This is a genomic window from Cryobacterium sandaracinum, from assembly GCF_004403415.1.
Lineage (GTDB): Bacteria > Actinomycetota > Actinomycetes > Actinomycetales > Microbacteriaceae > Cryobacterium > Cryobacterium sandaracinum.
Map to the genome: position 1 here is coordinate 20216 of NZ_SOGO01000018.1, position 22280 is coordinate 42495.

The 22280-nt window shown below is 68.9% G+C and carries 16 protein-coding genes and 1 pseudogene; 8 read left to right on the forward strand and 9 right to left on the reverse strand.

From position 1 onward, the window contains the following. Positions 1-6 precede the first annotated feature (6 nt). The 3 genes from E3T25_RS05895 (at position 7) to E3T25_RS05905 (ending at position 4258) form a co-directional block, all read left to right on the forward strand. Positions 7-1101: a carbohydrate ABC transporter permease gene (locus E3T25_RS05895; protein ID WP_134373013.1), complete on the forward strand. Its 1095-nt coding sequence runs from the start codon at positions 7-9 to the stop codon at positions 1099-1101. Next, positions 1098-2006 (forward strand): carbohydrate ABC transporter permease, encoded by a 909-nt coding sequence (locus E3T25_RS05900; protein WP_134373016.1) that lies wholly within the window; start codon positions 1098-1100, stop codon positions 2004-2006. The genes E3T25_RS05895 and E3T25_RS05900 overlap by 4 nt, the downstream gene beginning before the upstream one ends. Positions 2007-2206: 200 nt before the next feature. After that, positions 2207-4258: a glycogen debranching N-terminal domain-containing protein gene (locus E3T25_RS05905; protein WP_134373019.1), complete on the forward strand. Its 2052-nt coding sequence runs from the start codon at positions 2207-2209 to the stop codon at positions 4256-4258. A 552-nt stretch (positions 4259-4810) separates the two neighbouring features. On the opposite strand, the gene E3T25_RS05910 is transcribed toward E3T25_RS05905, so the two are convergent. From E3T25_RS05910 to E3T25_RS05925, 3 genes are read right to left on the reverse strand one after another with little or no spacing between them, the layout of a single operon-like run. Then, positions 4811-6988, reverse strand: coding sequence for an FAD-dependent monooxygenase (locus tag E3T25_RS05910; RefSeq protein WP_338145469.1), 2178 nt, complete (start codon positions 6986-6988; stop codon positions 4811-4813). A 20-nt stretch (positions 6989-7008) separates the two neighbouring features. Beyond that, on the reverse strand, positions 7009-8262 hold the full coding sequence (locus tag E3T25_RS05920) for a type III polyketide synthase (RefSeq protein WP_233191158.1): 1254 nt from the start codon (positions 8260-8262) through the stop codon (positions 7009-7011). A gap of 55 nt (positions 8263-8317) precedes the next feature. Continuing rightward, complete coding sequence (locus E3T25_RS05925; RefSeq protein WP_134373022.1) at positions 8318-9169, reverse strand: phosphatase PAP2 family protein; 852 nt, start codon at positions 9167-9169, stop codon at positions 8318-8320. Positions 9170-9452: 283 nt separating this feature from the next. On the opposite strand from E3T25_RS05925, the gene E3T25_RS05930 reads away from it, so the two are divergent. Next, positions 9453-10391, forward strand: coding sequence for a phosphodiesterase (locus tag E3T25_RS05930; RefSeq protein ID WP_174720204.1), 939 nt, complete (start codon positions 9453-9455; stop codon positions 10389-10391). On the opposite strand, the gene E3T25_RS05935 is transcribed toward E3T25_RS05930, so the two are convergent. The 6 genes from E3T25_RS05935 to E3T25_RS05960 all read right to left on the reverse strand — a co-directional run bounded on the left by E3T25_RS05935 (position 10321) and on the right by E3T25_RS05960 (position 16647). After that, positions 10321-12051: a stealth family protein gene (locus E3T25_RS05935; RefSeq protein ID WP_134373025.1), complete on the reverse strand. Its 1731-nt coding sequence runs from the start codon at positions 12049-12051 to the stop codon at positions 10321-10323. The two genes, E3T25_RS05930 and E3T25_RS05935, sit on opposite strands and share 71 nt — an antisense overlap. Before the next feature lie 149 nt (positions 12052-12200). Further along, a complete protein-coding gene (locus tag E3T25_RS17355; protein WP_134373028.1) occupies positions 12201-12404 on the reverse strand; it encodes a DUF1761 domain-containing protein in 204 nt (67 codons plus the stop codon). Between the two features lie 143 nt (positions 12405-12547). After that, complete coding sequence (locus E3T25_RS05945; protein ID WP_134373031.1) at positions 12548-12922, reverse strand: DUF488 domain-containing protein; 375 nt, start codon at positions 12920-12922, stop codon at positions 12548-12550. Between the two features lie 52 nt (positions 12923-12974). Continuing rightward, the gene (locus tag E3T25_RS05950) at positions 12975-14978 is read right to left on the reverse strand and encodes a thioredoxin domain-containing protein (protein ID WP_134373034.1); all 2004 of its coding nucleotides are present in this window, start codon (positions 14976-14978) and stop codon (positions 12975-12977) included. 81 nt (positions 14979-15059) lie between these two features. Next, positions 15060-15743, reverse strand: coding sequence for a nicotinamide riboside transporter PnuC (pnuC, locus tag E3T25_RS05955; RefSeq protein WP_104099555.1), 684 nt, complete (start codon positions 15741-15743; stop codon positions 15060-15062). Positions 15744-15879: 136 nt separating this feature from the next. Next, positions 15880-16647 (reverse strand): helix-turn-helix transcriptional regulator, encoded by a 768-nt coding sequence (locus tag E3T25_RS05960; protein WP_134373037.1) that lies wholly within the window; start codon positions 16645-16647, stop codon positions 15880-15882. Positions 16648-16767: 120 nt separating this feature from the next. On the opposite strand from E3T25_RS05960, the gene hrpA reads away from it, so the two are divergent. From hrpA to E3T25_RS17660, 4 genes and pseudogenes are all read left to right on the forward strand, one after another. Next, positions 16768-20679: an ATP-dependent RNA helicase HrpA gene (gene hrpA, locus E3T25_RS05965; protein WP_134373040.1), complete on the forward strand. Its 3912-nt coding sequence runs from the start codon at positions 16768-16770 to the stop codon at positions 20677-20679. 236 nt (positions 20680-20915) lie between these two features. Continuing rightward, positions 20916-21566 carry a hypothetical protein gene (locus E3T25_RS16690; protein ID WP_166785958.1) on the forward strand — a complete coding sequence of 217 codons (651 nt, stop codon included), beginning with the start codon at positions 20916-20918 and terminating at the stop codon, positions 21564-21566. Positions 21567-21629: 63 nt separating this feature from the next. Then, positions 21630-21929, forward strand: a pseudogene (locus tag E3T25_RS17655) (DUF222 domain-containing protein); the annotation flags it as partial. A gap of 24 nt (positions 21930-21953) precedes the next feature. Continuing rightward, the gene (locus tag E3T25_RS17660) at positions 21954-22223 is read left to right on the forward strand and encodes an HNH endonuclease (protein ID WP_255572976.1); all 270 of its coding nucleotides are present in this window, start codon (positions 21954-21956) and stop codon (positions 22221-22223) included. The last annotated feature ends 57 nt before the right edge of the window (positions 22224-22280 follow it).

Below are 22280 nucleotides of genomic sequence, written 5' to 3' on the forward strand. Positions count from 1 at the left end.
TCCACCATGTCGACGCCTGCACGCACGGCTCGCCGCTCGAATATCCGGGGCGGCGAGACCGCCTCGGGGTGGCTCTTCACCGCCCCGATGATCATCCTGCTCGGCTTGTTCCTGGTCATCCCGGTGCTGATGGCCCTCTGGGTCAGCTTCTCCGACTGGAACGGCCGCGGCAGCCCCTTCAGCGGCACAGTGTCGTTCGTGGGCCTCGACAACTACTCCGCCCTGGTCGGCGGCGGCGGCCTGGCCGAACAGGACTTCGGCATAGCGCTGCGTAACAACGCCTGGTACGTCCTCCTGGTCGTGCCGACCCAGACCATGCTGTCGCTGCTGCTGGCCGTGCTGGTCAACCGGCAGATCCTGCGCGGCCGCGGCTTCTTCCGCACCGCGTTCTATTTCCCGTCGGTGACCAGCTCGGTGGCCATCACGGTGCTCTGGCTGTTCCTGTTCAGCGCCAGCGGCGCCGTCAACAAACTGCTGGCGTTCATCGGCGTCAACGGACCGAACTGGTTCAACGACCCCAGCGGCGTGCTGCACAACATCCTCGGAGCGTTCGGCGTCGAGACCGGCCCAGCCGCGCTCACGGGCAACACGTTCCTCGGAATCTCTTTCTGGGAGTGGCTCGCCGGGCCATCCGTGGCCATGAGCGCCTTCATCCTGATGGCCGTGTTCACCACCAGCGGCACGTTCATGCTGCTGTTCATCGCCGCGTTGCAGAACCTCAGCGGCGACGTCGTCGAGGCCGCCATGATGGACGGCGCCAACGGCTGGCAGCGGTTCTGGCGGGTCACCCTCCCCCAGCTGCGACCGACCCTCTTCACCGTGCTCACCCTCGGCCTGATCGGTGCCTGGCAGGTCTTCGACCAGATCTATACCGGCACGCAGGGTGGACCAGGCAAGACCACGCTCACTCCGGCCTATCTCTCCTATCAGGCCGCTTTCACCAACCAGGCCTGGGGCCAGGGCGCCGCGATCGCTTTCATCCTGTTCGTCATCATCGTGGCCTTCACGCTGTTCCAGCGCGCTCTGCTCGCCGAACGCAAGGTCTCCAACCGGCGGATGCGTCCGTATCTGCAGAGCCCGACATCCGGAGGTTCGAAATGAGCACCACGGTGAGAACCCGCGAGCGCACCGTCTCTCCCTCCCGACGCCTGCGCGCCCTGGGCCGAGAACAGTTGCCGACCCGCGCGATCGCCGGCCGGTCACTGCTGTACGCGATCCTGGTCGTGCTGGCGATCATCTACATCGCCCCGTTTCTGATTCAGGTCGCCACCTCCTTCAAAACGGATGGCGATGCCGCCAGCAATCCCATGTCGCTGCTGCCGCAGACCTGGTCCACGGCCGCGTACGAGAGGTTGTTCCTCAACTCGGACTTCCCGGTCTGGTTCCAGAACTCCGCCATCGTCACCGTCTTCGTCACCCTCGGCCGCGTCTTCTTCAATTCCCTGGCCGGTTACGCCCTCGCGCGGCTGCACTTCCGGGGCCGCACCGTGATCTTCGCGCTGCTCATCGCCGTGATGAGCGTGCCCGGGGTCGTGCTCCTGATCCCGAAGTTCCTGGTGATCAACCAGCTCGGCATCTACGACACCTACGTTGCAATGATCGTGCCGCTGCTCACGGATGCCGCGGGCGTCTTCATCATGAAGAACTTCTTCGAGTCGATTCCGGCGAGTGTGGAGGAGCAGGCACGCATCGACGGGGCCGGCACCTTCCGGGTGTTCTGGTCGATCGTTCTGCCGATGGCCCGGCCGGCCCTGGTGACCATCATCATCCTGTCGTTCCAAGGGTCCTGGAACGAGCTGTCCCACTTCATCGTGGCCACGCAGTCCCCCGAGCTGACGACGCTGACCAAGGGCGTGGCGTCACTGGCCTCCGGGCAGCTCAGCCAGGGCACGCAATACCCACTCAAGCTGGCCGCGGCGGCGATCATGACCATCCCGGTCGCGGTGATGTTCTTCATCTTCCAGAAACGCATCATGAACACCACCGATGGGGCGGTGAAGGAGTAGTCCTTCTCTCCACCCTTTTCCTTCCGTTCCTTCGCTACTTCCGTTCCTTCTGTTCCTTCCGTTCCTTCTGTTCCTTCTGTTTCTTCTGTTTCTTCTGTTCCTTCTGTTCCTTCTCTACTTCCATTCCATCTGTTCCTTCTGTTCCTTCTGTTTCTTCTGCAGATCCGCACCACAACCCCCTCTGGAGTCGTACCTCGCTCATGTTCTCTCACCCCGTTCAGCCTCTGCTCCATGACTCCGCCATCGTTCTGGCGGCCCCGACCCAGGCGTGGTCGCGGTCCGACGGGCAGACCGACAAACCCATCCACGGCTTGTACCACGCGGACACCCGGATCCTCTCCGGCTGGTCCCTGCTGATCGGCGGCCGGATCGGCGAAGCGATCGGACACGCCCAGCGCGGCGCGGGAGAGGTCACCTTCACGTCGCTGCTCCGCCACCTCGACGACCGCACCGCCGACCCCCGGCTGCGGCTCGAAGTCACCCGCACGGTCACCGCGGGGCGCCTGACCGAACGGATCGAGATCATCTCGGGACTCGAGCAGGCTGTCGACACGACCGTGTCCGTGCGCCTGACGCCCGATTTCGCCGATATGCAGACCGTAAAGGCCGGCCTCGCGGGTGCCGCCGAGCGCGACGCTTTCGGGGGCGTGGACCTGCCCGCGGCACCGGATGTCGTTGTGACGGAGGCGAGCGGGGGCATCCGTCTGTCGACCGACACCGTGGCGGCGCTGGTGGGGGTGAGCGACGACGGGGTGCTGACCGGCTCGACCGCCGAGGCTGACACCGAGGTCACCGGCACCTGGTCGGTCACCGTGCCCGCGAAAAGCAGCGTCACCGTGGAGTGGACCGTCGAGATCGCGCACGCGGCCACCGTGGTGCAGGCCGCATCGGGGCTGCCTGAGTGGTCCGGGGTGTCGGTGCGCTCCGGCGATGAGCGCCTCGGACGTTGGGTGGCACGTGCGCTCGACGACCTGACCGGTCTGCGGATGGCCACCACGACGAGTCCGGCCGAGCCGTTCCTGGCCGCCGGCGCCCCCTGGTTCTTCACCCTGTTCGGCCGGGATTCCCTGTGGGCGGCGCGCTTCCTGCTGCCGCTCGGCACCGAGATCGCGGGCTCCACGCTGCGCCTGCTCGCGCAGCTGCAGGGCACCAAGAGCGACACCGAGACCGCGGAACAGCCCGGCAAGATCATGCACGAACTGCGCCCCGATGTGTACTCGATGCCCGGCGAGAGCCTGTCGCTGCCGCCGCTGTACTACGGCACCGTCGACGCCACCCCGCTCTGGATCTGCCTGCTGCGCGACGCCTACCGTTGGGGTTTGGCCACCGAAGAAGTCGAGGCTCTGCTGCCTGCCCTCGAAGCGGCCCTCGGCTGGATGCGCGACTTCGGCGACAGCGACGGCGACGGCTTCCTCGAATACGTCGACATCACCGGCCACGGCCTCGCGAACCAGGGCTGGAAGGACTCCGGCGACTCGATCCAGTGGCGCGACGGCAGCCTCGCCGATGGACCGATCGCCCTCTGCGAGGTGCAGGCCTACGCCTACGAGGCCTACATCGGCGGCGCCGAACTGCTCGACGCCTTCGGCAGGGCCGGCGGCGACGCCTGGCGCGCCCGGGCGGCCGCGCTCCAGACCCGGTTCCGGGACTCGTTCTGGATCGACGCGCCCGCCGGCCGCTACCCGGCCGTCGCCCTCGACGCCTTCAAGTGCCCGGTCGACACTGTGACCAGCAACATCGGCCACCTGCTCGGAACCGGGCTGCTCTCCGCGGAGGAGTCCGCCCTTGTGGCCGCCCGGCTCGTGTCCCCGGAGTTGAACTCCGGCTACGGTCTCCGCACGATGTCGACGGACTCCGTCGGCTACTGGCCGCTGAGCTACCACGGCGGCTCGGTGTGGACCCACGACACAGCGATCGCGATCGCCGGCCTGGGGCGCGCCGGTTTCGGTGCCGAGGCCGGCATCCTGATCGAGGGGCTGCTCGCGGCGGCCGAATCATTCGACTACCGCATGCCGGAACTGCACTCGGGCGACGCGTCCTCCCTGGTTGCCGCCGCGGTTCCCTACCCGGCCGCCTGCCGCCCGCAGGCCTGGTCGGCGGCGGCGGCGGTCTCCGTGCTCGGCACCGTGCTCGGCCTGGAACCCGATCCGGTCACCGGCCAGGTCACCTCCACCCCGATCATCCCCGCGGTCGTCGGCGACGTTGCAGTGCGCGGCCTCCGGACCCCGCCGGCGCCGGCCCGCGCCGGCTAGCCGCGGCCCGGCCCGGCTCGCCGTGCACACCCAGCTGAACCTTTCATTCCGTGGCTAACTCAGGAGATTCCACGAGCAGCGGTCCCAGCCCCGCGAAGTTCCGCATGATTCTGCGGGCCGACCGCACCGTGCGCTCGTTTCTCCTGAGTTAGCCCCAATGACCTGCCCGACCGGGCCAGCCCCGCCCAGCCCGCACCACCCGGCCGGCCCGGGTCATCCATCGCCCCGGCGCATAACTCCTGCCAATTCCGGTGCGTGCCCGGAACCGCCCAGGCGTCCCGGGCATCCGTGCAGCAGCTCCGCCGAATTGGAGGAGTTGTGCGCACGGACCGACCTGCACCCCGAATCGGGCAGCAGCAGCAGCAGCAGCAGCAGCCGCGCACACGTCGTGGCCAACTCAGGAGATTCCGGCGAGCGGCGGCCGCGCCCCCGCAAATTTCCGCATGTTTGCGCGGAGTTCTGCGAGTCGGCCACACCATCCGCACGTTTCTCCTGAGTTAGCCCCAGCGCACCGGGCCGATCGAGTCGAGCGGGCGCGCCAGCGGCGGCGAGCTACAGCCAGCGCATGGTGAAGGCGCGGGCGAGCACGGCGCTGGCGGGCGGCGCCGCGAGGGCGCGCACGAGGCCGTTCCGCGCGCGCAGGCGAAGCCCCTGCACGGGTCCGCCCATCGCCATGTTGAAGTCGGCCTGCCGGGCGGCCATCCGAGCGCTGCGCCGGCGGCGGCGGTCGTAATCCCCGAGCACGCCTGAAGCGGCCTCCGGATCCCGCAGCGCCCGCTCCAGCGCCGGGGCCAGTTGCAGCGCGTCGAGCCACCCGAGGTTCATGCCCTGCCCGCCGATCGGGCTGATCTGGTGCGCCGCGTCGCCGATGAGCACGACCCGTCCCGCTACAAGTCTCGTGGCGAGGCGCTGCTGCACCGAGAAGGCGCTGGCCTCCGCGGTCGTCGGAGGCAGCTGCGTGCCGGTGCGGGCACGGATGAGCGCAGCCAGGTCGTCGGACGTCGCATCGGCCTGCAGGGTCGGGGTCATGGCCACCCAGCGGCGTCGGCCTCCCGGCAACGGGAACGACTCGACCACACCACCCCGCTCGAAGAAGAGCACGGCCTCCCCGAGATGCTCCCCCGTGTCGGGGTAGTCGCTCATCAGATACGTCTCGCCGCCGGTGCGCGCGGTGCAGCGGATGCCGAGTAGGTCGCGCACGAGACTGCGGGCGCCGTCGGCGGCGACCACGTAGCGAGCCTCGAGAGTTTCGCCGGCAGACACGCCCCCCTCGCCCGTCCCGCCCGTCCCGATCCCCTCGACCGTCCCGTGAGTCCCGCCTGGCTTCGCCGTCTCGACTGTCTTAGCCGTCTCGACCGCGACCCGACCACCGCGCTCGGACACCCCGGTCACCGTTACGCCGCCGCGCAGCCGGCCGGGCGCGAGTTCGGCGAAGCGCGCGCGCAGCACGGCCTCGGTCTCGAACTGCGGCAGAGAGATCACGCTCTGCATCCGGTCGACGGTTTCGGTGAACGCCAGTCGGCCCAGCGTGCGCCCGTCCGAGCGCACCACACCGCCGCGGATGCGCACCGCCCGGGCGAGCACCTCTTCTGCCACGCCCAGTTGCTCCAGAGCCCGCAACGACGGCGGGTGGATGCCGATGGCCCGGGATCGCAGCGACGGCTTGGCTCGCTGCTCGACCACCTCCACGTCGACACCGCGCACCGCCAGCAGTCCAGCGAGCAGGATGCCCACCGGTCCCCCGCCGACCACGATCACGTCCCGAACCCGTGCCCCGCTGTCGTTCGCCTGCCCCCGCTCGTGCACGTGCACGCGTTCAGGTTCCCTTTCCGGTCGAGAATGCCCGTTGCGCCGGTCACTTTTGACCGGAAAGGACACTCTCGCCGGCACCGTGTCAGCAAGAACCGACCCAGCCGACGCCGACACAGCCGACGCGAGCCCGGCAGACGCCGGTCCGGTCGGCACCACCCGGCGCAGCACGAGGCGCGACGGATGTTCCCGCGTCACCTGCCACCCGGGCGGCACCACCTCGCGCAGCTCGGCCGCCGTAAAACTGCGGCGAATGGAGGTGAGCCCGTCGTCGCGGATGAACGACCGGCGAAAGAGCGGCCAGGTGCCGAGCCCGAAGCCGAGGTACGCGAACCGGCTGCGTTCGATGTCGGCGTGCAGCACCCGGTGCGCGGCGAGCCGTTCCGAGTCGGCGAGCAGTCCGCCGAGCTGTTCGCCGGTGAGGTGGTGCAGCACATGGTTGGAGACGACGACGTCGAACCGGCGCCTTTCTGCGACGAGATCGGAACTGAGCGCCCGCCGAAACGTCAGTCCGGGCAGTGGGGGCAGACTCATCGCGTAGGCGTGCGCGCGGGCATCCGGGTCAACGGCCGTGATGCGCAGGCGCAGGCCGTCCCGGGCGGCCCAGCGGGCCAGCGCCCGCGCCACGTCGCCGCCGCCGCAGCCGACGTCGAGCAGGGTGCTCTCCCGAGTGCTCGACAGCAATGGCCGGATATCGCGGCGGTACATCCCGCGCCACCCCGACACCACGCCGTTCACAAACCGGAAGTTCGCGTAGGTGCTGGCGAGTTTGACGGGGTCGCAGTCGGGGTCGTCCATGAGCTCGACGGCGTCACTCGCGCGCCGGCGCAGCGACGGAACGCCCAGTGACGGAACGCCCAGCGACGAGACGCCCAGGAAGGGACGACTCCGCGACGATCGGCGCGCCGAAGGGAAATGCATCGACGGGATGCCCACTTCCGCTACCCGGCGGTGACGGTCATCAGCCCGGATTCGACCGTGAGCCCCGGGCCGAACGCCATCGCGCAGACCCGCTCGCCGTCATCCGTGGCCGGGGAGTCGAGGATGGCCTTGAGCACGAACAGGATCGTCGCGCTGCTCATGTTGCCGTAGGTGCGGAGAGTCTCCCGCGAGGGCACGAGCTGCGCCTCGCTCAGCCCGAGCTTCGCCTCGGTCTTGTCCAGGATGCTGCGCCCGCCCGGATGGATCGCCCAGTGCGCGATCGCGGTGGCCGGTGTGGTGACCGGTGCGACGTCAACCGGTGCGACCAGGGTTGCGACCGACCCGGCCGAGACACCCTCCGGCACCCCGGCAGGCAGGAGCGACGGCACCCTGGAAGGCACAAGCGCCGGCGCCAACACTGCGCTGAGCGCGACGTCCCGCGCGAAGAGGGGTGCCAGCGCCCCCTCGATGTGCTGGTCGATGATGTGCGGCACGTAGGTGCTGAGGATCATCTCGAACCCTTCGTCGCCGATCTTCCAGGCCATGTCCCCCTCGCCGATGGGAGTGATCACGGTCTCGAACAGGTCGAGGTTGAGGGCGTTCTCGCCCGCCGCGGGGGCGCGGGAGCTGACGATCCCAGCCGCAGCTCCATCCGAGAACAGCGAGGAGGCGACGATCGTGTCCGGGTCGTCCGAGGTGCGCAGGTGCAGCGAACACAGCTCGGCGCTGACGACGAGCACGACGGCGTTCGGGTCGGCGTCGACGAACTGCTTCGCCGTGCGCAGGGCCGGCATCGACGCGTAGCAGCCCATGAAGCCGAGGTGGTAGCGCTGGGTCGCGGGGTTCAGGCCCAGCTCGCGCACGAGCATGTAGTCGGGTCCCGGAGCGTAGAACCCGGTGCACGACACGGTAACCACATGCGTGATGTCCGAGGCCTCGATGCCGGGGCACGCCTCGAGGGCCCGTCGCCCGGCCTCGACGAACAGCTTCGTCGCCTCCACGATGTAGAGCTCGTTGCGCACCCGGGTGCTCGGCTTGAGCAGCTCCTGCGTGGCGGCGTCGAAGAACTGGGGATCGGACGACGCCTTGTCGAGAGTGAGCTCGTCAATGACGGTGTGCCGGGTGTCGATCCCGGACAGGTTGAACGACGCGGTCACCAGGCGCTGGGCCAGGCGGCTGAGTCCCGGCTGGGCGGCGAAGATGTCGCGCACCTGATCCTGGATCAGTACTGTCGGGGGGACCACGGTCTGGAGCGCTCTAAGAGTGACGGGCATAGCCCAAGTGTTACACGTGGGCACGGCCCGGCACACCCCCGTAAATGCCGTCAGATCAGGGCAGCGGGGCGAACAAACGGATGCCCGTGAACCCGATCCCGAGCCCCGCGGCAACGATCGCGGTGACGCCGCCGATGTACGCGATGAGGGTTCCCGGGGTATCGCCGAACGCACGGAAGTACGTGACCAGGAACGCGGCGACCGCGACCGCGGCGAACGGGATCAGGATGCGCAGCTGCAGGCGGTCGACTCTGGGCGGGCGGGCGTTCGTCCCGCCGCGCGGTGCACCGCCCATCGACCACGGGCCGCGGGTCAGCACCAGGCCGGCCACGCAACCCCAGACCGCCACGACGAGCAGAGCCGCGATGACATCGCTGGGCCGATGCCAGCCGTTCGCCAGCGTGGCGACCCCGGCCAGGATGGCGAAGCCGGAACCGCCGAGGGCGGCGAGGCCGCGCGTGCGGGGACTCGCGACCAGGAAAACGGCGAGAGCGGATGCCGCCGCCACCGTTGTATGTCCCGAGGGGAACGAGTTGCCGTCGTAGCCCTCCACCCCGAGGTCCGGCCGGGTCAGGAGCATGATCTTCAGCAGCTGAGTGCTCAACACGGCGGCCAGCGCTACCCCGCAGGCCACGATCAGGGTCCTGCCGTTGCGCCGAACGACGGTCACGACCCCGGTGAGCAGCAGTCCGGCGATGACGGAGACCAGCGGAACGGCATCCAGCAGCTCCTGCGCGAGCGGGGTGACGCTGCGGCGTCCGAACTCCGCGCCGTCGAAGGCGAGCTGGTCCATGGTCTGGCCGGAGAGGGTGCGCACGAAGTAGAGGTAGAGCCCGGCGAACAGGATGATTGCGACGAACGCCCCCGCCAGGTAGCGAACGGGGCTGATCGACGAAGAGGTGCGCACGCTCTAGCTTCGCACGCGGCGGCGCGGTTGACTCCGTTCGGACCTCGGGCCTGACCCATCCCTTGGTGAGCCACCTCGGCCGAGCAGCCGTTGCAGGCGCAAGAGGGTACGAAGGAGACCACGCCCTGATCTCGCGGTGACGACGGACCCGGAGGCGAAACACCCGGGCTCTTCACCGTGTTCGCCTGGCATTCACCTAAGGTTCAGCTCATGCTGCTCAAATAATCAGAGTAGAGTCAGCCAACTCTTCGAAGAGCTCTTAGCCCCAACGAATGGATGCTCCGTGAACATTCGAACGGCCGAATACCCCAAGCCGGATCATTTTCTACTCCACCTCAGCGACACCCACCTGCTTGCGAACGGCGGGCGCCTGTACGACCAGGTCGACAGCACCGCCCATCTCGCGCAGCTGTTTGCGGAGGTCGAAGCCTCCTCCGGCCGACCCGACGCCATCATCATCACGGGTGACCTGGCCGACAAGGGCGAACCGGATGCCTACCGGGCCGCTCAACTAATCGTCGAGCCGGCCGCGGCGCGGCTCGGTGCCCGCGTCTTCTGGGTGATGGGCAACCACGACGATCGGGCGGCGTTCCGCAGCACGCTGCTGAACGAGCCGGCGACCACCGAGCCGATCGACCACGTCGACTACATCGGCGGCCTGCGCCTGATCACGCTCGACACCTCCGTTCCCGGCCACCACCACGGCGCCGTGACCGACGACCAACTGCGCTGGCTGGCCGGCCAGCTGAGCGTTCCGGCGCCGGACGGCACCATTCTGGCCATGCACCACCCGCCCGTGCCGAGCGTGCTCGACCTGGCCGTGTCGGTCGAGTTGCGCGGCCAGGCCCGTCTTGCACAGGTGTTGCGCGGCTCGGATGTGCGCAGCATCCTCGCCGGGCACCTGCACTACTCCTCGACCGCGACGTTCGCGGGCATTCCGGTGTCGGTGGCGTCGGCCACCTGCTACACCCAGGACCTGAATGTTCCGGTCGGCGGCACGCGGGGCCGCGACGGGGCACGCACCTTCAACCTCGTGCATGTGTTTGCTGACACGATACTGCACTCGGTCGTTCCGCTGGGTGACTACCCGGCGCTGGACTACGTCGACGCGACGGAAAGTGCGCGACGGCTCGCCGGCGACAACATCCGGATCATGCCCGCGGGTACTCTGCCAACGTTCCGCGAACCCCCGATGACCACACCGATCCCGGTTCTGCACTAGACGGCGGCGTGTGCCCGGCCTGGCCGGGAACGAGCTGGTTCTCGCGTTCCCACGGGGCGACGATCGGGAAGTAACGTTCGAGGAAGTCGGTCACGGCCGCGCGGCGAACCTCGTCGGAGATCTCCGGGTTGCTTCCGTCGTTCAGGCAGAACATGTCCTGGTCGCGGCGCTTGCGCAGGGCGTTCATCTGACGCAGTGCCAGCTTCAGCGTGGTTTCGATGTACAGTGAGCGCGCCTGGGTCTGCTCGACCGCCCGCCCGGTCATCAGCGCGTAGTAGTGGTACAGCGAGTTCGTGACCGAGATATCGGTCGCTGAGCGGAACTGGCTGGCCGCAGTGCGGGCGAAATCGCCGGGGAACTCCGCTTCGAGTTCCTGCATCACACTCCTGCGGAGCGGCGCCGCCGTGTGCTCGAGGTGCCGCGTGGTGACCTTGCCGAACCGATCGCGCAGCAGGGCGCGGTTGACCCGGGCGCCGTTCTCGAACCCGCTGCGGCTGGTGTTGTTCTCGCCGAGGCCGATCCGGGTGGATGCCTCGATGAACTTGGTCACGCCGCCCGGAGAGAAGAACAGCTCCGGTCCGACAGGGCGGCCGAAGAACATGTCGTCGTTGGAATAGAGGAAATGCTCGGCCAGTCCGGGGATGCGGTGCAGCTGACTCTCCACGGCGTGCGAGTTGTGCGTGGGCAGAACACTCAGGTCGGGGAAGAAATCCTCGCTGCGCATGATGGTGACGCGCGGGTGCTCGGCCAGCCACACCGGGGCCGGCGAATCCGTGGCAATGAAGATGCGGCGCACCCAGGGCGCGAACATGTAGACGCTGCGGAGGGCGTACTTGAGCTCGTCGATCTGGCGGAAACGGGCATCCGAATCGTCGCCGTCTCCGACGACATAGGCCTGCATACGCTTGGCCCGCTCACGCTGGAAATCACTGGACGAGCCGTCGACCCAGGAGAAGACCATGTCGATATCGAAACTGACGTCGCTGGCCAGGTCGTCGAACATGTGCTGCAGGGTGCGCCAGGTGCGCCCGAAGAGGTCGATCGTGGTCTCGCGGGCCTCCGAACGCGGCAGACGTGCCCGCATCAGCGAGTTCTCGACGGGCGCGACGATCTCATCGTCGCCGAAGTGCCAGAGCTCGAACTGGAAGGCCGTCTCGGCGCCGTAGCGCAGGCGGCCGATCGGCTCGATGCGCGGTCGGTAGACCCGGAAGACGGATGACTTGCGCAGCGTCGTCAGGGCGCCGTCCGCCAGGAGCAGGGCCGGGGCCAGATTCCCGTCGAGGGGCTTGGCGTAGAAGGGCTCGTTCGCGAAAGCCTCCGCAAGGATGCGGGTGAGGTTCTTGCGGCGTTTGCGGTCGACCGCGATCACCGGGCGGTCCCCGTCGCCGCGCACGAGCAGGAAGTCGATGCCGGCCCGTTCGAGCGCGTCGCGGACCGCGAGGAGGTCCTTGACCATCGACTCGTGGGGGGTGAAGTGACCGTTGATCAAGTTGATCTCGCCCTTGCGCACGACCACGTCATCACGATCGAAACGGCGGGTGCGCGGGTCGGGTGAGAGCAGCACGAGCTCGGGTTCCTGGCTCAGCGTCAGCACGGGCAGGTTGTCTGCCGGTTCGTTCGAGGAGCGACGCTCGGTTTCCGGGCGATCGAACGTGGCCATGGTCCTCCTCGAGAAGAATTGGGAACACTCATTCACGAGGCAACCACACGCAGTGCCGGGGAGAGTGCGTCCGTTGATGCCGGACAGCAACGACCGGTTCAGAGACCGGAGCGAAGCAGCCGGCGGAACGCGGTGGCGCCGTTGTTATTCTACGTCTTCTGCGTCCCCCGCTCGCCGCGGTGACGGGACCGCCCGGTGATCGCGGTCGAACCCGTGCGCAGGCTTTCCTCGTCGTGGCCGACGGCTGTCATCCAGGAGGTACCGAACGCCAGGTGCGAGTACCCGATCGCGCCGACGACCATGCTGGACGCGGTGGCCAGGAGTACGGCCCCGATGGTGATTTCGGGAACCATCGCCGGAGTCCGTTCGGTCGTCGGCGCAGACCGATGAGGTCGGCTGGCGTGAGGTTGCCGGCTTGAGGTTACCGGCTTGTAGTTACTTCGGAGGCCCGACGGCCGGCGCGATTTCCGCTCAGGTATCGGGTCAGGCGAACGGGTCAGGCCCTGTCAATCACATACTCGGCCAGGATCCTGGCGTGGTTCACCATCGGGTCCCGAGCGCCGTAGACCAGCGTGGTTGTCGTCTGCTTCTCCTCGTCGCGGGCGATGAGCGTGCGGAGTTTTTGCACGGCCGCCGTCGTCTCGGGTGCGGTGTCGAGTTCGGCCCGGTAGCGCACCGCGAACTCATCCAGAAGTGCCCGGTCGTGGTTCCACCACCGGCGCAGCTCCGGGCTGGGCGCGATCTGCTTCAGCCAGGCGTCGAGCCGGGCTTCCTCCTTCGAGACTCCGCGCGGCCACAGCCGGTCGACCAGCACCCGGGTCCCGTCGCTCGCGGAAAGTTCGTCGTAGACCCGCTTGATCTGTATGCCCATCTGTCCATTCTGTTCCCGGCGCGGCCACCGGGCCGACCAGCCTCCGTCCGGGTCAGGCCATCGGCAGGTCGGCGGGATCGGTGACGGGCAGGCGGCAGACGAAGTCACGGCAGAGGTAGGCCGTCGGCAGACCCTGGTGTGCGACCCGGCCGCGGAACAGTTCGAAGCCGGCGTCGGCGAAGGCCTGCGCCTGAACCTCGGTGACGGATGCGACGAGCCCGCTCCCGCGTCGGCGCACCGCGTCGAGCAGTGCGGCGGGTTGCTCGGGGGCGGCCGCGTCCGGCCCTGCCCCCGGCCCGACCACGTCCGCCCCGACCACCACGAGTTGTTCCACGGGGCCGGTCAGAATGCCGGACAGTCGCAGGGCCGCCCCGAAGGCGAGCGGGCGTTCGAGTGCGCGCTCGGCGAGGGCCGCCATCGCGGCAACGGCGGCCGCGCGATAGCGGTCGTCGGCGGTCAGCAGGTAGAGCAGGTTCGCCGCCTCTGCGGTCGCCGTGATCCCGGACGGGTAGGCCCCCTCCGACGGGTCGACGTCCAGGGCGAGTCCCTGCGCGGCAAGCACCGGGTCGGGCCCGTCGGGAGCGCGAAACGGCATCCCGCCGGCGACAGTGCCGGCCGTGCCGGCGGCGTCGGTGGGGGCATTGGTGCCGGGAGTGCCGGAGCCGGGGATGTCGGTGGCGGACGGTACCGTTTTGGCATCCGTTCCCCCCAGCGTGCCGTCGATGAGCCGGCGCGCGGCCGTGGCATAGCGCACCTCGCCCGTGGCCAGAGCAAGCTCGAGGAGACCCTGTGCACACATCCCGAAGTCCTCCAGGGTGGCCTGAGCGGCAGACGTGCGCCCCGCGATGGAGGCCCGCACGAGGCTGCCGTCCCAGCGCAGGTGACGCGTGAGCAGGTGGTCGGCGGCCCTCGCGGCCGCCGTCGTGAGGTCGGGATCGGCGAGGGCGAACCCGGCGCGGGCCAGGGCTCTGATGGCAAGGCCGTTCCAGCCGGTGAGCACCTTTTCATCGAGCGCGGGCGGCTCCTCCTGCCGCCGGGCGTCCTCGTCCAGGGTGTAGTACAAGCCCTCGACGCGGCGACCGGCAACGGTGCTCTCGGAGTCCTGGGCGCTGGCGAACCCGCCGCCGGGCAGGCGCAGCACGGTCGTGAGGAACCCGGCGACACCCTCCGCGACCGTCTGCGCCCATTTCTCGCCGGTGAGCTGCCAGGCCTGGGTGTAGAGGTCGAGCAGCTGCGCGTTGTCGTAGAGCATCCGCTCGTAGTGCGGGTCGCTCCAGTCCCGGTTCACGGCGTAGCGGAAGAAACCGCCCTCCACCGGGTCGCGCAGGGGCGAGGCACCCATGCGCTTCAGGGTGCGCAGGGCGAGGGCCTGCGCTTCCGGGACCTGTCCCACGACACCCGGCCGGCCGAGCAGAAACCCCAGCACCGGCGCTACGGGAAACTTGGGCGCGCCGCCGAATCCGCCGAAGCGGGGGTCTTCCAGGCCCACGAGTTCGGCCTGGACCCGGTCGAGCGCGGCGGGGCCGGGCAGCGCTCCGCCGGCACCCTGTCGTGCGGCGGCGGCCGCGAGCGTCTCGGCGACGAGGGACGCGCTCGCGGTGACCTCGGCGCGGCGGTTCGTCCAGGCATCCGTCACCGCTTCAAGCACCTGCCGGAACGACGGATGCCCCGGCAACGGCAGCGGCGGAAAGTAGGTGCCGGCGTAGAAAGCCTGCCCGTCGGGGGTGACGAACACGTTGAGCGGCCAGCCGAGCCCGCCCACGAAGGCGCTGGCCGCGGCGAGGTAGCTGGCGTCGACCTCGGGATGCTCCTCCCGGTCGACCTTGATGCTCACGAAGTGCCGGTTCAGGTAATCGGCGAGCTCCGGGTCGCTAAAGCTCTCCCGGGCCATGACGTGGCACCAGTGGCAGGTCGAGTAGCCGATCGAGACGAGCACGGGCAGATCCCGCAGCCGAGCCTCCACGAAAGCCTCCGAACCCCAGCCGAACCAGGCAACGGGATTGTCGGCGTGCGAGCGCAGATAGGGGCTGATTGCGTCGGCGAGGTGATTGGACATGCCTCCATTGTGCCGCTGTCCCCGGCCCAACGCTCCCTGCGTATTTCCTCAACGAACCTGAGCGGAGCAGGTCAGGGCCGGTCAGAGCCGGGCGGCCACCAGGTCGACCGCGAGGGCCCTGCGGGCGCGGCGCTGCACGCGCATCCAGACGAAGAAGCCGGCGAGGGTGAACGCGCCGTAGAAGATGTAGAGGATGGCCGAGGCGTAGTAGCCGGCGCTGAGCAGCAACGGCACCCCGACGATGTCGACCGCCACCCAGATCAGCCAGAACTCGGTCCAGCCCTTCGCCATGCCGTACGTGGCCAGCAACGAGCCGGTGAAGATCCAGGCATCGGCCCAGACGGGCTCGAACGAGCCGAGCGCACGGAAGACCGGCGTGAGCACCAGAGTGCCCGCGACGAGCCCGAATCCGAGCAGGATGCGCGCGCGAGCACCGGCCCAGTGCGGGGCCACGGCAGCCTGCGCGCTCCCCCGACGATGGGTGGACCACTGGACCCAGCCGAAGATCGACACGACGATGAACATGATCTGCCGCCCGGCCTGGCCGAGCAGATTGACCGGGTTGGGCGTGCCGAACACGGCGCCGAGGAACACCGTGAACAGCAGCACGTTGCCCGCGATTCCGATCGGCCAGGCCCACACCTTACGGCGCATCCCGCCGACGGCGCTCAGGATGCCGAAGGCGTTGCCGATGATCTCGCGCCAAAGAATGGTCTGGGTTCCGATCTGCAGCTGTGCGTCGAAAAGCCACTCGATCGGGTTCATCCGTCATCTTCCTCGCCGGGCGGTTCCCGCCCTCCCCAACCTAACCCTCCTCCCGGGCTGTTATTCCCGGTGGCGGCAGGGCGGAACGAGACCGCGCGAGGCGGAGCGCGTCAGTTCACGTCGTCGGGCTGCGCGCTTACCCGGCCGGCGGGCTCGGCTCGGCCCACTCGCTTCCGAGGTGCAAATGGCACAGCTCGGGACCCACGAACGGGCGCAGCCCGACCTGGTCCGGGTCGTGGCCGAGCTCGCGGGCGACCCCGCGCACGAGGCCCAGGTGCACCGAGCAGATGACGTCGGGGGCGTCCCGCGCATCGGCGCGAAACGGGCAGGCCAGCAGGGTGATCAGCGGGGCGGCAGCGTCGGCGACACCGTCGGAGGCACCGTCGGAGGCACCGTCGTCCGCCGCGGACTCGGCTTCCGAAGCCGGAGCCGGCTCCACCGCCGAAACCAGCTCCGGATCGAAGCCGAGCCGGTCGAGGATACTCAGCAGCGGCGCGATGCCCTCCGCGGCGTTCCCCCGCAGCTCGTCGGCGTAGCTCTCGGCCCAGGTCTCACCAGCGCGGATTGCCCGGGCCCGACCGCTGTCGGCGTCCTCGGCGAGCGCGGTGGCCAGCACCCGGCTCAGATCGTGCTGGGCGCCGCCTTCCCGGGCGGCGGGTCCAGCGGTGAAGAGGATTCGCGGGCGGCCACGCGTCCCCGCGCGCCCGACGGCGCGCCGGATCAGGTCGGCGTTCTCGAGCTGATCGAGATGGAACCGGGCGGTCGTCACGTGCAGTCCGATGCGCGCCGCGACCGCGGCGGCGTCGAGCGGGGTGGCCGATCCCATCAGGAGGTCGAGCACCTGGCGGCGCGCGTCGGAGGCAAGGGCGGCGTGCCGGTCCCCCGTCCCTTCGTCGTTGATCATTCTTTGATGCTAACATCGTGCGGTTAAAAACGCGCCGATACAGCCACAGCCGTCGGGCCGATCACAGGCGAACCCGGGCAGCATCCGTCGTTCACCGCGAGGTCATACGATGGAAGGCTCATGATCCCCGTCGAAGTCACCTTCCCACCCGAGCTTCCGGTCAGCCAGCGCCGGGAGGATATCGCGCGCGCCATCCGTGACAACCAGGTGGTCATCGTCGCCGGCGCGACGGGTTCCGGCAAGACCACCCAACTGCCGAAGATCTGCCTCGAGCTGGGCCGGGAGAACATCGGCCACACGCAACCCCGCCGTCTCGCCGCGCGCACGATCGCTGAACGCATCGCCGAGGAACTCGGACAGGAAGTCGGCCAGACGGTCGGCTACCAGGTGCGGTTCACCGACCAGGTCGGCCCGGACACCCGCATCAAGCTGATGACCGACGGCATCCTGCTCAACGAGATGCACCGCGACCGTCTGCTGCGCAAGTACGACACGATCATCATCGACGAGGCGCACGAGCGCAGCCTCAACATCGACTTCCTGCTCGGCTACCTGCGTCAGCTGCTGCCGCAGCGCCCCGACCTCAAGCTCATCATCACCTCCGCGACGATCGACCCGCAGAGCTTCGCCGAGCATTTCGCCACGCCCGACGGCACGCCGGCCCCGATCATCGAGGTCTCCGGGCGCACCTACCCGGTGGAGATCCGCTACCGGCCGCTGGTCGTCGAGGCGATGGACGGCGACGACGACGACACGACGGATGCCGCGCCCACGGTGGACAGGGACTACATCGAGGGAATCTCCGCCGCGCTCGATGAGCTCGAACGGGAGTCCAACGGCGATGTTCTGGTCTTCCTCAGCGGTGAGACCGAGATTCGGGACGCCGCGGACGCCCTGCAGGGCAAGTACGCCTCCTCGGGGCGCACCAGCCCCACCGAGATCCTGCCGCTGTACGGGCGGCTCTCCTCCGCCGACCAGCACAAGGTGTTCCAGCCGTCTAAGGTCGCCGGCGTGCGACGCCGCATCGTGCTGGCGACGAACGTGGCGGAGACCAGCCTGACCGTGCCGGGCATCCGCTACGTCATCGACGCCGGGACCGCCCGGATCAGCCGGTACAGCGTGCGCTCGAAGGTGCAGCGGCTGCCGATCGAGGCCATCTCGCAGGCCTCCGCGAACCAGCGCTCGGGCCGAAGCGGCCGCACCAGCGACGGTATCGCCATCCGCCTCTATTCCGAGGAGGACTTCACCCGCCGGCCTGAGTACACCGAGCCGGAGGTGCTGCGCACGAACCTGGCCGCGGTCATCCTGCAGATGATCTCGCTGGGCCTCGGCGACATCGCCGCGTTCCCGTTCCTCACCCCGCCCGACTCGCGCGGCATCAAGGACGGCCTCGACCTGCTCGCCGAGCTCGGCGCGGTGGCTGCGCTCACCGCCGGCCACAAATCCGGCATCTCCAAGCCCGGCATCTCCAAGCCCGGCATCTCCACACTGACCCGCATCGGCCAGCAGCTCGCACAGCTGCCCATCGATCCTCGGTTCGGACGAATGGTGATCGAGTCGAAGACGCAGGCGGTGAGCCGCGAGGTGATGGTGATCGTCTCCGGGCTCACCATCCAGGACCCGCGCGAACGGCCCCTCGAGCGCCGCGCGCAGGCCGACCAGCAGCACGCCCGGTTCACCGACCCGACGAGCGACTTCCTGAGCCTGCTGAACCTCTGGAACTACCTCGAGACGCAGCAGAAGGAGCTCGGTTCCAGCGCCTTCCGACGCCTCTGCAAGAACGAGTTCCTCAACTATCTGCGCGTGCGCGAATGGCAGGACGTGTACAAGCAGTTGCGCCAGATGGCCAAGCCGCTCGGTCTCCACATCGGGGATCCCAGCGTGAATCCCGATGGGATCCACCGTTCGCTCCTCGCCGGTCTGCTTTCCCACATCGGTCTCAAGGACACCGCCAAGAAGGACTACATCGGCGCGCGCCAGCAGCGTTTCGTGATCTTCCCGGGCTCGGCGCTCGCGAAGAAGCAACCGAACGCCGTGATGAGCGCGGAACTGGTCGAGACCAGCCGCCTGTTCGCCCGGATGAACGCGGTCGTCGACCTCGCGTGGGCCGAGCCGCTCGCCGGCGACCTCTGCAAGCGCAGCTACTCCGAGCCGCACTGGGAGAAGAAGCAGGGCGCGGTCGTCGCCTACGAGCGGGTCACCCTGTACGGGGTGCCGATCGTGCCGCGCCGCCGGATCCAGTTTTCCCGGGTCGACCCGGCCTACGCTCGCGACCTATTCATCCGGCACGCGCTCGTCGAGGGTGAATGGGACCTTGACCGAATCGACCAGCGCGTCACGGCCTTCGACCGGGCGAACACGAGCCTGCGCAAGGAACTCGCCGAACTCGAGGAGCGCACGCGGCGCCGTGACATCCTGTTCGACGACGAGGCCGTGTTCGAGTTCTACCAGAAACGCATTCCCGCCGACGTATGCTCATCGCGCACGTTCGAAACCTGGTGGCGCCAGGCGCGCACCCAGACGCCCGATCTGCTCACGATGACCGCCGAGGCACTGGTGCCCGAGGACGCGCCGGAGATCGACGAGGCCGTGTTCCCGCCGATCTGGCGCCAGGGCGACCAGAAGTTCGCGCTCAGCTACCGGTTCGAGCCCGGCGCGGACGACGACGGCGTGACCGTGCAGATCCCTCTGGCCCTGCTCGCGAGGCTCTCTCCCACCGGCTTCGACTGGCAGGTACCGGGCCTCCGCGCCGACCTGGTGACCGCACTGATCAAGTCGCTGCCCAAGAGCATCCGTCGCAACGTGGTGCCGGCGGGGGACTGGGCCAAGCGACTGCTGAACGAGTTGCCGCCGGCGCCGGGCGAGGTCTCGGTCGGGGTGTCGGGCCTGGGCGAAGCCACCCGCGGCTCCATGTTCGACCGCGACGATGTCCCCTTCACCGAGACGCTCGCCGCCCTGATCCAGAAGCTCACCTACGTGTCCGTGAAGGCGAACGACTTCGAGCTGGTCCGGGTTCCGGCCCACCTTCGCATGACGTTCCGTGTCGTGGACGAACGCGGTCGCCCGAGCGCCTCCGGCAAGGACCTCCTGGAACTGCAGCGCCGGCTCGGCACCCAGGCCCGCGAGAGCGTGGCCGCGGCATCCGCTGCCACCCCCACCAATGCGATCGAGCGCACCGGACTCACCACCTGGGATTTCCCGGAGCTGCCCCGGTTCCTCGACACCAGGCAGGGTGACAACACCATCCGCGGCTACCCGACCCTCGTCGACGAGGGTGCGTCGGTGGCGATCCGCATGATGAGCACGGAGGCCGAGCAGGCCCGCACCCTGCCCGATGGCGTGCGTCGCCTGCTGCTGCTCGCCACGCCCTCCCCGGTGGCCTACGTGCAGCAGCACCTCACCGGGGCAGAGAAGCTCAGCCTGGCCACCAGCCCGTATCGCACCACCCAGGCGCTGTTCGACGACTGCCTCGCGGCGAGCGTCGACGACGTGCTTTTCCGGGTGAAGCCCGGCGGCCAGGTGTTCATGCACGCCGAGTTCGACACCATCCGGGACCGGGTGTCCGGCGTCGTGATGGATTCCATGTTCGATACGGTGGGCCTCGTCGCCCGCATCCTCGCCGCCGCGCGCGCCGCCGACAAGGCGCTCAAGGCGTCCACCAGCATGGCCCTGCTCCCGGCCCTGACGGATGCCCGCGCGCAGCTGACCGGGCTCGTCTACCCCGGTTTCGTGAGCGCCACGGGACTCGTGCAGCTGCGGCACTTGCCGCGATACCTCGGCGGCATCACCGCGCGCATCGTGAAGCTCAGCGACAATCCGAGCCGCGACCGGGTCTGGATGAATGAGAGCCAGGCAGCCACGGGCCGGTTCGAGGATGCCGGCGGCACGATCCCCCTGCAGGCGAACGCGGCCGCCAACCTGGTGCGTGCGCGCTGGCTGATCGAGGAACTTCGGATCAGCCTCTTCGCCCAGGAACTGAAGGCCGCGGAGCCCGTTTCCCTCCAGCGGATCCACAAGACCCTGACCGGCTGAGGTCTCCGTCGTTCTCGGTATCCGGCACCGCTGCGCTGGATCATCGGTAGCCCACCTGCTTGAAGTCAGCGTTGAGGTGGTCCTCCAAACGATCCCTCATCGATACGGGTCCGGGCTGGGCTCCTGGCGGGGCTCCTGGCGGGGCTCCCTTGGAAGGCGTATATAACTACGATAAATTCTTAGTTTTTTCTAAGCTAACATAGTTTATTTGTTCACAATGAGATAAACTTGGGTTGGTGATCAACCTCCTGGAACAGCCCGAAGCGAATGCCGCGCACGGCCTGTCCGCGGCGGCTCGGGCGGTCGCGGGGCTGCATGCTCTCGCGGCGGGGCTCGGGGAATCCCTGCGGTGCTCGGCGGTGCGCGGTCTCGACGACGACGGCCTCCTGCAGGTGACCACGGCGGTCGAGGTCCTCGGCCGGCGGGTCGACGCGCTGCGGGTGGCGGCCGCGGCGGAGGTCGCCGACCGGTCCCGGCCCGAGCTCGGCACCGGGCAGCTCTCGGCGAAGCTGGGCTGCCGCACCGCCGGAGAACTACTCGAGCGCCTGACGCTCGTCTCCGGGCCGACCGCGGGGCGACGGATGCGGTTGGGCACGCAGCTGCGCACCGGCCACTCCCCGGGGTGGCGAACCACTGCCGCCCACCTTCCCCGCCACGGCCATCGGCCTGGCCGCCGGGGCGATCGGCGTCGACACGGCCGACGCGATCCTCACCGCGTTGACGCCGACGCTGCGGTACACCGACCTGGACTCGGTGCAGGCAGCCGAGAGCGAGCTGGTCGCCTCGGCCACCGGCACCAGCTCCGAGACCCCGGTGCCGGCGTCGGTGCCGGCGTCGCTGCCGGCGTCGCTGCCGGCGTCGCTGCCGGCGTCGCTGCCGGCGGATGAGATCCGGTTGCAGGGTGCGGGTCTGGAGGGCCGTGCTCGCGCCCGACGGGTCCCGACCAGCGGCGCCACGACGTGCTCGCCGTGATCCTCGACGTCGTCTCCCGGGCCGGGGAGGCCCCGACCATCGGCGGCGCCCCGGCCACGGTTCTGGTCAGTGTGCGGGAACAGGACCTGAACGCGGACTTCGGTCAGGGCCGCGGCATCGGCTGGATCGACGGCGTCGAAACCCCGATCTCGATCAGCGCCGTCACGGACCTGATCAGCAACGGCGGTCAGCAGAAAGTCGTCATCACCGACGAGGGACGCATCATCGCCCTCGGCTCACCCGAACGGTGCTTCACCGCCGCGCAACGCCGGGCGATTCAGCTCCGCGACGGCACCTGCATCATCCCAGGCCGCAAAATCCCGGCCGGGATGACCGAGATCCACCACGTGATCCCGCACTCCGAGGGCGGACCGACGCACACCGACAACGGCGTCTGTTTGTGCTGGTGGCATCACCGCTACCTCGCCGCCTCCGGCTGGGCAATCCGGATGGTCCGCGGCGCCGTGCAGATCATGGCACCACCCTGGCTGGAGACCGGGGCCCGCAAATGGCGGAACGAGACCAAGTCCTGCCCCCGAATGACGGACGCGGCCGAACGGGAAAACGGATAGGGGGTCCCTGGCCCCTGGTCTCGACATGCTCGACAGGCTCGACATGCGTTCGCTTTT